The organism is Methylophaga sp. UBA5088 (genome assembly GCF_002414625.1).
Classification (GTDB): Bacteria; Pseudomonadota; Gammaproteobacteria; order Nitrosococcales; family Methylophagaceae; genus Methylophaga; species Methylophaga marina.
The window spans coordinates 19062-32223 of sequence record NZ_DIAC01000019.1; the positions used below are offsets into that span (position 1 = coordinate 19062).

General features: G+C 45.4%; 15 protein-coding genes. 8 read left to right on the top strand and 7 right to left on the bottom strand.

Annotated elements, in window-relative coordinates; translation table 11 throughout:
• From B4K20_RS02520 to lysS, 4 genes are all read left to right on the top strand, one after another.
• The coding region (locus B4K20_RS02520) for a YqaA family protein (protein WP_289281768.1) at positions 1-312 on the top strand (312 nt) is incomplete at its 5' end.
• A gap of 4 nt (positions 313-316) precedes the next feature.
• Entirely contained in the window at positions 317-1114 is a 798-nt protein-coding gene (locus B4K20_RS02525) for a peptidoglycan DD-metalloendopeptidase family protein (protein ID WP_289281769.1), read from the top strand.
• Positions 1115-1223: 109 nt separating this feature from the next.
• Positions 1224-2301, top strand: a protein-coding gene (prfB, locus tag B4K20_RS02530; protein ID WP_289281770.1) for a peptide chain release factor 2 whose coding sequence is annotated in 2 segments (ribosomal slippage) — positions 1224-1277 and positions 1279-2301 — 1077 coding nt in all. Because the reading frame shifts where the segments join, the coding sequence is not laid out codon by codon here.
• A 13-nt stretch (positions 2302-2314) separates the two neighbouring features.
• Positions 2315-3808: a lysine--tRNA ligase gene (gene lysS / locus B4K20_RS02535; RefSeq protein WP_289243117.1), complete on the top strand. Its 1494-nt coding sequence runs from the start codon at positions 2315-2317 to the stop codon at positions 3806-3808.
• Positions 3809-3931: 123 nt separating this feature from the next.
• On the opposite strand, the gene B4K20_RS02540 is transcribed toward lysS, so the two are convergent.
• The 3 genes from B4K20_RS02540 to B4K20_RS02550 all read right to left on the bottom strand — a co-directional run bounded on the left by B4K20_RS02540 (position 3932) and on the right by B4K20_RS02550 (position 5963).
• Positions 3932-4375 (bottom strand): DUF3617 domain-containing protein, encoded by a 444-nt coding sequence (locus tag B4K20_RS02540; protein WP_289243118.1) that lies wholly within the window; start codon positions 4373-4375, stop codon positions 3932-3934.
• 83 nt (positions 4376-4458) lie between these two features.
• Positions 4459-4986 carry an NlpC/P60 family protein gene (locus B4K20_RS02545; protein ID WP_289243119.1) on the bottom strand — a complete coding sequence of 176 codons (528 nt, stop codon included), beginning with the start codon at positions 4984-4986 and terminating at the stop codon, positions 4459-4461.
• Between the two features lie 128 nt (positions 4987-5114).
• Positions 5115-5963, bottom strand: a complete 849-nt coding sequence (locus B4K20_RS02550; RefSeq protein ID WP_286303846.1) for an HDOD domain-containing protein — start codon at positions 5961-5963, stop codon at positions 5115-5117.
• Positions 5964-6057: 94 nt separating this feature from the next.
• Here B4K20_RS02550 and alaC point away from each other — a divergent pair, with 94 nt between their 5' ends.
• Genes alaC through B4K20_RS02570 form a run of 4 tightly spaced genes read left to right on the top strand, consistent with a single transcriptional unit; the run spans position 6058 to position 10261 of the window.
• Positions 6058-7236, top strand: a complete 1179-nt coding sequence (gene alaC / locus B4K20_RS02555) for an alanine transaminase (RefSeq protein ID WP_286303847.1) — start codon at positions 6058-6060, stop codon at positions 7234-7236.
• 8 nt (positions 7237-7244) lie between these two features.
• Positions 7245-8558, top strand: a complete 1314-nt coding sequence (locus B4K20_RS02560) for a homoserine dehydrogenase (RefSeq protein WP_289281771.1) — start codon at positions 7245-7247, stop codon at positions 8556-8558.
• A 34-nt stretch (positions 8559-8592) separates the two neighbouring features.
• Positions 8593-9735: a threonine synthase gene (thrC, locus tag B4K20_RS02565; RefSeq protein WP_286303849.1), complete on the top strand. Its 1143-nt coding sequence runs from the start codon at positions 8593-8595 to the stop codon at positions 9733-9735.
• Between the two features lie 4 nt (positions 9736-9739).
• Positions 9740-10261: a hypothetical protein gene (locus tag B4K20_RS02570; RefSeq protein WP_286303850.1), complete on the top strand. Its 522-nt coding sequence runs from the start codon at positions 9740-9742 to the stop codon at positions 10259-10261.
• 28 nt (positions 10262-10289) lie between these two features.
• Here the strand turns inward: B4K20_RS02570 and B4K20_RS02575 are convergent, their stop codons facing one another.
• The 4 genes from B4K20_RS02575 to rdgB all read right to left on the bottom strand — a co-directional run bounded on the left by B4K20_RS02575 (position 10290) and on the right by rdgB (position 13072).
• Positions 10290-10580: a hypothetical protein gene (locus B4K20_RS02575; protein ID WP_289281772.1), complete on the bottom strand. Its 291-nt coding sequence runs from the start codon at positions 10578-10580 to the stop codon at positions 10290-10292.
• A 35-nt stretch (positions 10581-10615) separates the two neighbouring features.
• Positions 10616-11776 carry a radical SAM family heme chaperone HemW gene (gene hemW / locus B4K20_RS02580; RefSeq protein ID WP_286303852.1) on the bottom strand — a complete coding sequence of 387 codons (1161 nt, stop codon included), beginning with the start codon at positions 11774-11776 and terminating at the stop codon, positions 10616-10618.
• A complete protein-coding gene (locus B4K20_RS02585; protein ID WP_289281773.1) occupies positions 11776-12402 on the bottom strand; it encodes a hypothetical protein in 627 nt (208 codons plus the stop codon). The genes hemW and B4K20_RS02585 overlap by 1 nt, the downstream gene beginning before the upstream one ends.
• Positions 12403-12466: 64 nt before the next feature.
• The gene (rdgB, locus tag B4K20_RS02590; protein ID WP_289281774.1) at positions 12467-13072 is read right to left on the bottom strand and encodes an RdgB/HAM1 family non-canonical purine NTP pyrophosphatase; all 606 of its coding nucleotides are present in this window, start codon (positions 13070-13072) and stop codon (positions 12467-12469) included.
• Between the last annotated feature and the right edge of the window lie 90 nt (positions 13073-13162).

The following is a 13162-nucleotide window of genomic DNA, read 5'->3' on the forward strand; positions in this document are numbered from 1 at the left end:
TCACTAGGCTATATGGATGCGTATATTCATGCGGCAGAGTGGTTTGACCAGTGGGGGATTTGGGCCATATTTCTGGCCGGGTTTACTCCTATACCGTTCAAAATATTCACTATAGCAGCAGGTGCCGCCAATATGGCACTGATACCGTTCTTGCTCGGATCGTTTGTTGGTCGAGGTATGCGTTTCTTTTTAGTGGCTGGTCTGATGCGCTGGGGAGGGCCTGAATTGGAATCCAAACTCCACCTATGGGTAGACCGACTAGGTTGGTTCACTGTTCTGGGTTTGGTGATAGGTTATTTTATATTCGTATAGACATATGCAATGGATCGGGCCGCTACTGCTGATTTTTTTATTATCCTCATGTGGTGGGGGCAGTAGAGCATTAGCCCCTGTTGGCTCTTATGGTTACGATAGCAGCCAACGGAAAATAACCTCACCTCCTTCTTCATATACCGTAAAAAAAGGCGACACACTGTATTCCATTAGCTGGCGATATGGCATGGATTATAAGGAGCTGGCGCGAATTAATGGTATTCGTTCGCCTTATACCATCTACGTTGGGCAAAAGCTTAAATTCAAACGATCCACTACCAGCACACGGACAGCATCCACGACCTCCAATAAAGGAAAAGCGGTCACAAAACCGAGTTCTACGTCATCAAAACCCAAAGTGACAAAACCCACCACATCCACTAAACCAGCCAAATCTTCAACGACGACGTCCAGCTATAGCGGTAATCAGAATTTACAATGGCGCTGGCCTACAGATGGTGTAGTGATTGGTTCCTATTCCAATAGCAGCTCTGGAGGCAAGGGTATCGATATCTCAGGTAAAGCCGGACAGCCTGTTATCGCGGCTGCTTCAGGTAAAGTTGTATACAGTGGGAATGGACTTCCAAGATATGGCAACTTACTGATTATAAAGCATAATGATGTTTACCTGAGCGCCTATGCTCACAATGAAAGTTTGCTGGTCAAAGAAGGCCAAATAGTCAAGTCCGGTCAAAAGATAGCCACGTTGGGGCGCACCGGCACCCAGCGATATCAATTACATTTTGAAATACGTCGAAATGGCAAACCTGTCGACCCACAACGCTTCTTACCTAAACGATAAAAGTGGGGTACGCCATTTTTATGACAAATCAGCTACAATATGGGGCTTGCCGGATTCGCCGGTGTTCAATCAAATTTACTAGAGGTTACCTTTGGAACTAGGCGCAACGATGCAGCGAATCAAAGACCTACGAGATCGTAGTGACGATCTTAGGGGGTATCTTTGACTATGATGAGAAAGCTGAAAGATTAATTGAAGTCACGCGCGAGCTGGAATCTCCCAGTGTTTGGGAAAATCCAGACACGGCTCAGAAATTAGGGCAGGAGCGTGCCAGTTTAGAAAAAATTGTCACGACTTTATCTGGCCATCGTGACATGCTGGATGATGCAAAAGAACTACTCGAATTAGCAGTTGAGGATAATGATCAGGCCACGTTTGATGCAATCCAGGCTGATCTGAATGAATTAGAAAAAGGTTTGGAAAAGCTGGAATTCCAGCGCATGTTTTCCGGCAAGCTGGATAAAAATAATGCGTATCTGGATATCCAGTCTGGCTCTGGTGGTACCGAAGCCCAGGACTGGGCAAATATGATTTTGCGTATGTATCTGCGTTGGGGTGAATCTCAAGACTATAAAGTCGAGTTGATGGAAGTGTCAGCGGGTGAGGTCGCCGGTATCAAAAGTGCCACTGTCCGATTTGAAGGTGAATATGCCTTTGGTATGTTGCGTACAGAAACCGGTGTGCATCGTCTTGTACGTAAATCCCCCTTTGATTCTGGTGCTCGTCGACATACGTCATTTGCATCGGTCTTTGTTTATCCGGAAGTGGATGACACTATTGAAATTGATATCAACCCAGCAGACCTGAGAACCGATACTTATCGCTCCAGTGGTGCTGGTGGTCAGCATGTGAATACCACTGACTCGGCTGTTCGTATTACTCACGTACCGACCAATACAGTAGTGCAATGTCAGACTGAACGTTCGCAGCATCAGAATAGAGATCGTGCAATGAACCAGTTACGGGCAAAGTTGTACGAACTGGAATTAATGAAACAAAACGAAGTGAAACAGGCTGCTGAAGAGTCGAAGTCAGATATTGGCTGGGGCAGTCAGATACGTTCTTATGTGCTCGATCAGTCTCGCATCAAAGACCTGCGTACCGGTGTTGAAACCGGTAATACACAAGCGGTGTTGGATGGCGACTTAGACCCATTTATCGAAGCCTCACTCAAATCAGGATTATAAGCTGGAAACCCGAATGACAAATGAAACAGAACTGGATGAAAACCGTTTAATTGCTCAGAGACGTGAAAAACTGGCAGAGTTGAGAGAACAAGGCAATGCCTTTCCAAACGACTTTCGTCGTAATGTCATGAATGCTGAACTGCAGGCAGAGTATGCCGAGTGGGATGCTGAAAAATTAAAAGCGAACCCATTGCGTGTGAAGATTGCTGGCCGCATGATGACCAAACGTGTCATGGGTAAGGCCAGTTTTGCGACGGTACGCGACATGTCAGGTAATATTCAATTGTATGTGGCTCGTGATGAATTACCTGAAGGCGTTTATCCTCAATTTAAAAGCTGGGACCTGGGTGATATCATCGGTGCAGAAGGCACATTATTTCGCACGCAAAAAGGTGAATTGTCAGTGCATGTTGATAGCATTCAGTTATTAACCAAATCACTCAGACCACTGCCTGAGAAATTCCACGGATTATCTGATCAGGAAACACGTTACCGCCAACGTTATGTTGACTTAATCATGAACGAAGCCAGTCGTGACGTATTCCGTGTGCGGACTAAAATCGTTGATGGTGTTCGTCGTTATTTGATGGCGAAAGATTATCTGGAAGTTGAGACACCCATGATGCAAGCCATTCCTGGTGGGGCAACCGCTCGTCCATTCACCACACATCATAATGCATTAGACATGGGCTTATATCTTCGCATTGCCCCTGAGCTGTATTTAAAACGTTTGGTCGTGGGTGGTTTTGAGCGTGTGTTTGAAATCAATCGCAATTTCCGTAATGAAGGTTTATCTACGCGTCATAATCCAGAATTCACCATGGTCGAGTTTTACCAGGCCTATGCTGATTACCATGAATTAATGGATCTGACAGAGGACATGTTACGTACAGTCACTCAAGATGTTTTAGGTTCAACGCAAGTTCACTATCAAGGTCTGGATATTGATTTTGCCAAACCGTTTACTCGTATGACGGTAAAAGAGTCGATTCTGCACTTTAATCCAGATCTAACAGCGGAACAGTTGGATGATATTGAGTCGGCGCGTGCGATTGCTAAATCGTTAGATATCCCACTAAAAGAATCATATGGGCTGGGTAAAGTCCAAATCGAAATTTTTGAAAAAACCGTTGAGCACCGTTTGATGGATCCGACATTTATCACCGCCTATCCAACAGAGGTCTCTCCACTGGCTCGCCGTAATGACGATGACCCGTTCGTCACTGATCGATTTGAATTTTTTGTGGGTGGCCGTGAAATTGCCAATGGCTTCTCAGAGTTGAATGATGCAGAAGATCAAGCCGAACGTTTCAAAGCGCAGGTAGAAGAAAAAGATGCCGGTGACGATGAGGCGATGCACTACGATGCCGATTATATCCGTGCACTTGAATACGGTATGCCCCCTACAGCGGGAGAAGGTATCGGTATTGATCGATTGGTCATGTTACTGACTGACTCACCCTCCATCCGTGACGTATTGTTATTCCCGCATATGCGTCCGGAATAGTCGTTCTGGTTTGATCAAAAAAGGCGAGAAACTTCTCGCCTTTTTTGTTTCTGGTGTGAGTATCATCGCTAGCACTATATTGTTAACAAGGCCAGCTTTGATCTGATGCAAACTTAATAGCCTTTATTTAGCCGCTGGACATGCACCAATACGCTTTGCAGAAAAGTTCATCGTCATCACCATGGTGCCCATCGGGCTATTCATCTCACTGCTCATTTGACCATCCATATGGTCGCCTCGGAAATTAGTGTGGCCGATAAAGTGATTTTTTATCCCCTGTATATCACAATCCACAGCAAAGTCAGCGGTGTCACGTAATACGTTGACTTTTTGAACCAGGCACTGCTTAGGAATCTCCAACATATCCACGCCTTTATCAATTTGTGCTTGAGTAAGGCATTCCTGATTACTTGATGTTTGTGGCTCGAGAGACATCGGCCCTTGAATCGTTGTCGTGGTCGTATGAGCCCACATTCCTGGTGTTAAATTTGGTTTGTCAGCGTAGGCTGGTAAACAAACAGCCATAAGACTGAAGCATGACAGCATTAAGCAAGCGCGTTGGAACATGATGCGTTCTCCTAAAAATGTACTGATGATTGAATAATCAATCTGGCACATATTGCCGTGAGTCTGACGATATAGCAATGTGCCTAAGGTGAAATGCTGCTTACCGGTTTCACTCTCACTGCTTGCCAGAAATAACGCGCCCAGTAACTATTATGCATACTCGAGATAGTGACACCTATTTTCGTCGAGACGTGAAGAAATTTGTCCTCTTCCAGGTAAATACCTACATGACTGCCTTTGCGGAAAAAAACTAAGTCCCCGGATTTAAGCTCAGTGCGTTTGATGTGTTTTCCCTGCAGGATTTGTTGGGAGGTTGTGCGTGGCATAGTGATACCAAACAAGTGTTGATACGTCTGCTGGACAAAGGCTGAACAATCGATACCCGATCGGTTATTGCCACCTAAACGATAGGGGGTGCCATTCCATTGCTGATACTGACGATATAGCTGGCTGAGAGTGTGTTGCTGATCAATAGTGCCAATAGGTTGTGGTGGAGTGTATACGGGGGGACTTGTCTGACAGGCGGCCATCAGAGACATTAAAGATAATAATAAAAGCCGCTGCGAGTAACGTTTGAATCGATTAAACAAAGTGTCAAACTCAGAGTTCATGTGTAACCGTGTATTTTTTCTGTGACAAAGTTACTCTACCTGATTTCGGCTTTTTGCTCCTGAACAATCTCAATGACATAAACAAAAAAGGGCAGAAGATCTGCCCTTTAATAATCAGCATATCAACGCTATGGTTGTATATTGAATAAAGCCAACGCTTCCAGATATTCTTCACTATTCTCATCGATTTCATAGACTGTGAGGCCTGTATCAGCGCCTACTTTCTCAAAAGAAATCACTTTGTTTAATGTGAGGGGATCCAGGGCTTTTTCCGTATCAAATAAGCTTTGCAGATAGGCAACTTGAACTACATCTACCAAGTCAGGACCTGCTGGACCGCTGTTGCGATTTAGATTTTTATGCTCAGCAGCGACATCAATCAAGCTTTGCGGAAATTCCCATTTGCGAAGAATAGCAGCGCCAACGCGTGGGTAGAGGTTGTCGATAATCTGATCCAATCGTTTTGGATTGTCTAATAAACCTGCTTCCTCTTCTGCCTGCATCAGAATGGGTAAAGTACCAATCGAATGGATTAAACCAGCCAACATCGCTTCATCCGTATTCATTTTTGGAATTTTGCTGGCCAGCACCTGACTTTGCGCAGAAACCTTGGTGCTATGTTCCCATAGCGCTTTAAGACGCTTCTCCAATCGTTTATTGGAGGCATTGAACATTTGTTCCATCATCAGGCTGGTGACGATATTACGCACCATGGTCAGGCCTAATCTTGGCACCGCCATGTGGATACTCTCAATCGGAACACGACCACGATATAAAGGACTGTTCGCTACTTTTAATAAGCGCGCCGACAGGGCGGGATCGGTTACAATAATGTCTGCCAATTGCACTGCAGTGGCATCTGGGTCATCAACAACTTCTCTCACCTTGAGTGCCACTTCTGGCAATGTGGGTAAAAGAAGTTTACCGTCCTCAAGATCTTTCAGGATTTTGTTATAAAATAGGTCTTGCTGGCTCATAGTAATCGCTTCTGATAAATGAATTTGAAGTGTTTATTAATTTCAGTTATTTTGCTTAGTTTGCCGACAGTTTTAGCTTATCGCAGGTATTCAGTTGAACGACGAATTTCCAAGAATTAAACGCCTTCCGCCTTACGTTTTCAACATTGTAAATGATTTGAAAGCAAAAGCACGTGCGCGTGGTGAGGATATCATTGATTTTGGTATGGGGAACCCCGATCGCCCGGCACCCGCGCATATTGTAGAAAAACTGGTCGAAGCGGCGCAGCGGCCAGATACTCACCGTTACTCAGTATCACGCGGTATTCCAAGGCTGCGTAAAGCCTGCACTGGCTGGTACAAACGCAAGTTTGATGTTGATCTTGATCCCGAAACAGAATGTATTGTTACCATCGGTTCTAAAGAAGGGCTAGCGCACTTAGCATTAGCGACAGTAGGCCCAGGTGATGCGGTGTTAGTACCTAATCCGGCTTATCCGATTCATCCTTATGGTTTTGTTATCGCTGGTGCAGATATTCGCCATGTGCCGCTTACCCCGGATGTAGACTTTTTTGCGGAGTTAGAAAAGTCGGTCAAAGATTCATGGCCTAAACCTAAAATGCTGGTGCTTAACTTTCCCGGTAATCCCACTACTCAATGCGTGGATTTGGACTTTTTCCAGAAGGTTGTGGATTTTGCTCGCGAGCATAAAATCTGGGTGGTGCATGATTTAGCGTATGGTGAAATCGTGTTCGATGGTTATAAAGCACCTTCCATCTTACAAATACCAGGCGCGAAAGAAGTGGCTGTGGAGTTTTACACACTGTCAAAAACATACAATATGCCTGGTTGGCGTGTTGGCTTTATGTCTGGTAACCCAACATTAATTGCTGCTCTGGCGCGGATGAAGTCCTACTTGGATTACGGTATGTTTACACCGATTCAGGTAGCAGCCATCACCGCCTTGGAAGGACCACAGGATTGTGTTGATGAGATTGTTGAAACATACAGAAGTCGTCGTGATGTCTTGTGTGATGGCTTAAATGCGATTGGCTGGCAGGTTGAAAAACCGAAAGCGACCATGTTTGTATGGGCAAAAATTCCAGAGAAATATCGTGAGCTTGGCTCATTAGAATTTAGTAAAAAATTATTGAAAGAAGCGAAAGTGGCTGTCTCACCTGGTATTGGTTTTGGTGAGTATGGTGATGATTACGTTCGCTTTGGATTGATCGAAAACGAACATCGTACACGTCAGGCGATCCGTGGGATCCGTGACATGATGAGAAAACCGTAGGGGGCAGAGTGCAATCAGTAAAAATCGGAATTCTGGGCTTAGGGACGGTTGGTAGTGGTACTGTCAACGTATTAACCCGGAACTCGAGAGAAATCAGTCGTCGTGCAGGTCGTGATATGGAAATATATCGCGCTGCTGATCGTGACCTTGATAAACCTAAAGGCTGTGACACTTCTGCTATCAATTTAACGGATGATGCTTTTGACATCATCAACGATCCTGACATTCAGATTGTGGTTGAATTGATTGGCGGTACCGGTGTGGCGAAAGAGTTGGTAATAAAAGCCATCGAAAACGGCAAGCATGTCGTGACAGCCAACAAAGCGCTTATTGCCATGCACGGTAACGAGCTATTTGAGCTCGCTCAGGAAAGAGGCGTCACCATCTCTTTTGAAGCGGCTGTTGCTGGTGGTATTCCTATCATCAAAGCTATGCGTGAAGGTTTGGCTGGTAATCGTATTGAATGGCTGGCAGGCATTATCAACGGTACAGGCAACTTCATCCTGACAGAAATGCGGGAAAAAGGCCGGGACTTTGCTGACGTGTTAGCGGAAGCACAGGCGCTGGGTTATGCTGAAGCGGATCCTACCTTTGATATTGAAGGTATTGATGCGGCGCATAAACTGACCATCATGGCCTCCATTGCCTTTGGCATCCCATTACAGTTCGATAAATGTTACACCGAAGGCATCAGTCGTATTGCTCAGGAAGACGTGTTAAATGCCAATGAGTTGGGTTATAGAATCAAACATCTTGGCATCGCGAAGAAAACAACATCTGGCGTGGAATTACGAGTTCATCCGACATTGATTCCACAGCGTCGTTTATTAGCTAATGTCAATGGCGTAATGAATGCGGTGGTGGTGAAAGGGGATGCGGTTGGCCCAACGCTTTACTATGGCGCTGGCGCTGGTTCAGAAGCGACGGCTTCAGCTGTCGTGGCTGACATTGTCGATATTGTCCGCGCATTGACCACCGATCCTGAAAACCGCGTACCACACTTGGCTTTCCAACCAGATGCATTGAAAGATACGCCTATTCTGCCGATGTCAGAAGTTGTGACATCATATTACCTACGTATCCACACGCTGGATAAACCGGGTGTATTAGCGGATATCACACGAATTTTAAGCAAGGAAGGCATCAATATTGAAGCCATCTTGCAGAAGCAGCCTGAAGAACATGAGGGAATGGTGCCCATCATCATGCTGACCCAAGCTGTCATTGAAAAAAATATGGATCAGGCGATAGCGCAAATTGAAGCGCTGGACACTGTACCCGATTCCATTATGCGTATTCGCATGGAATCGCTTGGTGGTTAAGCCTGTATAAAGCATTCATTTAGAGGAAATTATTATGTCATTTCGACCACGTTACACTGGATTAATTGAGCGCTATCGCGACCGTTTACCAGTCAATGACGATACCCGCCTGATCAGTCTTGGTGAAGGCAATACCCCGCTTATTAAGCTCAACCACATTACAAAAGAGCTGGGTAAGGATGTCGATATTTATGTTAAGTACGAAGGCCTGAACCCAACTGGCTCTTTCAAAGACCGTGGTATGACCATGGCCGTAACGAAAGCAGTAGAAGAGGGTAGTAAAGCGATTATCTGTGCTTCAACAGGTAATACATCTGCTGCCGCTGCTGCCTATGCGGCACGTGCCGGCATCGCTGCATTTGTACTTATTCCTGACGGCAAAATTGCACAAGGCAAATTGGCTCAGGCTATGATGCACGGCGCAACCGTGATTCAAATCAAAGGTAACTTTGATCAGGGTATGCAGTTAGTTAAAGAAGTGGCTGATCATGCACCAGTCACTATTGTTAACTCTATCAATCCATACCGTTTACAAGGTCAAAAAACAGCCGCTTTTGAGATCGTTGAAGAGTTAGGTCGTGCACCTGATTATCACTGTTTACCTGTTGGTAATGCCGGTAATATCACCGCTCACTGGATTGGTTATTGTGAGTATTCATGTGATTCAGGTGACCATGTCACTGATGCATGTGCGTATTGTGGTGGTAAATGCAAATATGCCGGTGGTGCTATCGTCGGTAACCGTCCTAAGATGATTGGCTACCAAGCCGCTGGTAGTGCACCGTTCATGCGTGGACACATGGTAGACGATCCTGAGACGGTGGCGACTGCAATTCGTATTGGTCACCCACAAAGCTGGGATAAAGCCTGGCAGGTGAAAGAAGAGTCAGGTGGTTGGTTTGATGAATGTTCAGATGAAGAAATCCTGGCTGCACAGAAATTATTAGCTGAAAAAGAAGGTGTGTTCTGTGAGCCTGCATCAGCTACTTCTCTAGCTGGAGCATTGCGTGATGTGAAATCAGGCAAGATTCCCGAAGGCAGTACGATTGTCTGTACATTAACGGGTCATGGTTTAAAAGATCCTGATACTGCTATTAAACAAAGTACTTCTGCTGTCGTCACCGTAAATGCTGAACTTGACGCTGTTCGTGAAGCCATTTTGAATAATATGGTGTAATGATATGACTTATTACGCGGACCCTACCGAAAAGGAAATCGCTCGCGCCAAGTTGCCCCATGATATTTTTCTGAGTAACTTAATTGGTAACCATATTCTTGTGTTTACCGCGATTTCGACGTTCGGTCCGTCGTACATGAAGTATCTATTCCTAGTGCCATTAATTTCATTTATGGCACTGGGATATACTTACTGGCGATCCAGTAAGGTAAAACGTGAAGACGGCGAATTCGTCTGGGCGCATTGGCAAGTAGCACGCCGCTGGAGTCGTTTTTTTATGATGATTCTTATACTGCTTGTTAGCGTGTCGACCTTAGGTGTGCTGGGTCATATGTATCTTGGCATGATGAAAGAAGCCGTCTACGCTATGATTGGTGGTTTAGGTATTCTGCCAACGCTGGTGAGCGTATTGGTATTGATCGTGATTGAATCAGATTCTCTTCATCACGCTAGAATGGGAACGCTGCCGAAATGGGCATTAAAACGTTTCCTGAATATTGAACCTGAGCCCAGTCAGGACGATTAAGTTTTCTGTTATTGAGTTGTCTTAGTTCTTATCTCACGGCAACTGAATGAATCACTTTGTCGTATTCAAATACCACTTCAAACTTTTTATATTCCCAACGTGTAATGGGGGGCTGGCCAACCGCTGGCTGCGTTGATTGCGGTTCTCCAAACTGTTGTTTAACCTGAGCCATGCTCATGCCTCTGGTCGGCCGGACAATCCCTGTAGGATCATTAGCCACTTCATAGCTGGGATCAGTAATGGAGATCACTTCTGCCTGGCACAGGTTTGTAAAAGAGAATAATGCTGTGCCAATGATAAGTAGAGAACGAGTCGTCATAGACGTTTCCTTAAAGAAGTATGCGAAAAAGCATACTATGCCTCTATAAATAGCTCAATCAGACTATTCAGGTAACGTTGGCCTTTTTCTGTGGGTCGGATTTTCTCGATCGTATGCTCTAATAACTCTAACTGCTCAGCTTGCTGCATAGCTCGTCTTATCGTCGAAATCGGCACACCGGTATGCTGCTGGAAAAGGGGCGTGGGTACGCCATCCAGTAAGCGCATCGCATTAAGCATAAACTCAAAGCCTACCTCATCCGGGCTGACCAGCGTTTTCTCAACTAAGCCCGCTTCTGTGCCTGCCGTTTCCATATACTTCTGTGGTTGTTTTTGTTTAACTCGTCGCTGAATTTGCTGTGGAGAAACACTGCTGATTTTGCCATGTGCGCCAGCGCCGATACCAATATAATCACCAAAGCGCCAGTAATTAACATTATGCCGACATTGATGACCTTTTTGTGCATAGGCCGAGGTTTCATACTGTTTGTAGCCTGCTTCAGCCAGACGCGCCTGATTGGTCAGTTGCCAATCATAGATCGGATCATCATCCGGCAGGCTCGGTGGCTGAGAGTAAAACAAGGTGTTGGGTTCTATCGTTAATTGATAGTAAGAAATATGCGGTGGGGCAAGTGCAATGGCCGTTTCAACATCATGTCGCGCTTTTTTCTCATCCTGTCCAGGCAAACCAAACATCAGATCCAGATTAAAACTATCAAAGCCAGCTTGATGAGCATATTCAACCGCTTTGATCGCTTGCTGACCGTCATGAATTCGGCCTAACGCCTGCAAAGCATTCTGGTCGAAGCTTTGAATACCAATACTTAACCGGTTGATGCCCACATCACGATATTCATGAAAACGACCGGCTTCTACCGTACCCGGATTAGCTTCCAGTGTAATTTCAGCATCATGTTGTAAAGGCAGTAAGGCCCGCAGCGATGAGAATAGCCGATCATAGGCTTCAGCTGAAAACAGACTGGGTGTGCCGCCGCCAATAAATACCGTATTAATTGACCGTCCCCAAATCAGGGGTAATTCTTGTTCCAGATCGCGTATCAGTGCATCAATATAAGCCGATTCTGGCAGAGATTGATGATTATCATGGGAGTTAAAATCACAATAGGGACATTTACGCACACACCAGGGAACGTGAATATACAGACTAAGTGGTGGTAAGGATGTAAAGTTAAACATTAGTTTGATTCCGGTTCCCAGCCTGCCTTCCAATCATCTAAATAAATAATGACAGGCATTTCGCCATTGCCATAAAACCAGGAGTCTACGGCATAACGAGTGTGCGTTTGTGTATCAATGATGGTGGCGGTGTTGTGTGGCGCCTGTCCCTGAAAAATACCCCGTGAAGTACGTGAAGCAGAGGTATGCCATTTTAGAACACCGGCTTTCTCAAGCATACGCAGGTAAACACTGGTATTGGTGGCTTCATCCACGCAGTCCAATTGACCAAAGCGATTATTGGCAATCTGGTTACGCGCTAAATCTTTCTCGCTGCCAATTTGTTTTCCGATCAGCGTCTCCAGGTTGGCAATGGCTTGTTGAATGGCCTGTCGTTCTTCATGAGCATTGGTTGTTTTATTGAATAAGTTGAGTATGCCTGACCAATCTTTTTTACTCAGGCTGACTTCACTGATTCTGTAACAGCTCATGCTATGGCAGACGGAGAAAAGTGCTGGATTTGGCTGACCAATAAAAAAACGATAATAATTGTCCCAGATATCACTCAGGTTTTGCCCGCTACGAATCGGTGTAATGGGGCGATCAGAGTCATAAGTTGTGCAGGCGAATAGCGCTAACGTCATCATGAGAAGTGAAAAGGGGAAACGGCACATGGTCAGTTAACACTGTTGAAGCGTGGTATCTGAGTAATCAGAACTGATGACGGCTGTATGGAAACTCTTCTATAAACTGGCGCATAGCCTGGCCTCGATGGCTGATAGCATGTTTCTGTTCTGAGCTAAGTTCAGCCGCGCTGCAGTCTGTCTCAGGGACAAAAAAGATAGGGTCATAGCCAAAGCCTCCCTCGCCGAGTGCTTCCGTCATAATCTGACCTTGCCAGCTTCCTTGAAAGATTAAGGGAGTGGGATCCTCAGCATGACGCATGAAGACAATCACACATTGGAACCGTGCACTTCGTTCAGATGCCGGTACATCTTTCAACGCCGAGAGCAGGGCGGCAACATTTTCTTCATCACTGGCAGAACTGCCTGCATAGCGAGAAGAATAAATGCCCGGCGCACCGCACAGGGCATCTACTTCAATACCTGAATCATCAGCTATAGCAGCCAAGCCTGTTTGGTGACAGGCATTACGCGCTTTAATGATGGCATTTTCGACAAAGCTTAGACCGGTTTCTTCAGCCTCAATGACATCGAGATCGGCTTGTGAGACGATCTCAATTTTTAGAGGTGCAAGTAATTGTGCAAACTCACGCAGTTTGCCTTGATTGCCGGTTGCTAAGACGATTTTTTTCATGATGCTGCCAGTACTTCCCGTTGTTTTTCCATTAACTGACTAATGCCGTGGCTGGCTAAATCCATCATAGATTGTAACTCTTCAGCCCGG

Excerpts from the sequence above, each read along its gene's own strand:
- B4K20_RS02525 (WP_289281769.1), top strand. The coding sequence starts at position 317 with ATGCAATGGATCGGGCCGCTACTGCTGATTTTTTTATTATCCTCATGT.
- lysS (WP_289243117.1), top strand. The coding sequence starts at position 2,315 with ATGACAAATGAAACAGAACTGGATGAAAACCGTTTAATTGCTCAGAGA.
- B4K20_RS02540 (WP_289243118.1), bottom strand. The coding sequence starts at position 4,375 with ATGTTCCAACGCGCTTGCTTAATGCTGTCATGCTTCAGTCTTATGGCT.
- B4K20_RS02545 (WP_289243119.1), bottom strand. The coding sequence starts at position 4,986 with ATGAACTCTGAGTTTGACACTTTGTTTAATCGATTCAAACGTTACTCG.
- B4K20_RS02550 (WP_286303846.1), bottom strand. The coding sequence starts at position 5,963 with ATGAGCCAGCAAGACCTATTTTATAACAAAATCCTGAAAGATCTTGAG.
- thrC (WP_286303849.1), top strand. The coding sequence starts at position 8,593 with ATGTCATTTCGACCACGTTACACTGGATTAATTGAGCGCTATCGCGAC.
- B4K20_RS02570 (WP_286303850.1), top strand. The coding sequence starts at position 9,740 with ATGACTTATTACGCGGACCCTACCGAAAAGGAAATCGCTCGCGCCAAG.
- B4K20_RS02575 (WP_289281772.1), bottom strand. The coding sequence starts at position 10,580 with ATGACGACTCGTTCTCTACTTATCATTGGCACAGCATTATTCTCTTTT.
- hemW (WP_286303852.1), bottom strand. The coding sequence starts at position 11,776 with ATGTTTAACTTTACATCCTTACCACCACTTAGTCTGTATATTCACGTT.
- B4K20_RS02585 (WP_289281773.1), bottom strand. The coding sequence starts at position 12,402 with ATGATGACGTTAGCGCTATTCGCCTGCACAACTTATGACTCTGATCGC.
- rdgB (WP_289281774.1), bottom strand. The coding sequence starts at position 13,072 with ATGAAAAAAATCGTCTTAGCAACCGGCAATCAAGGCAAACTGCGTGAG.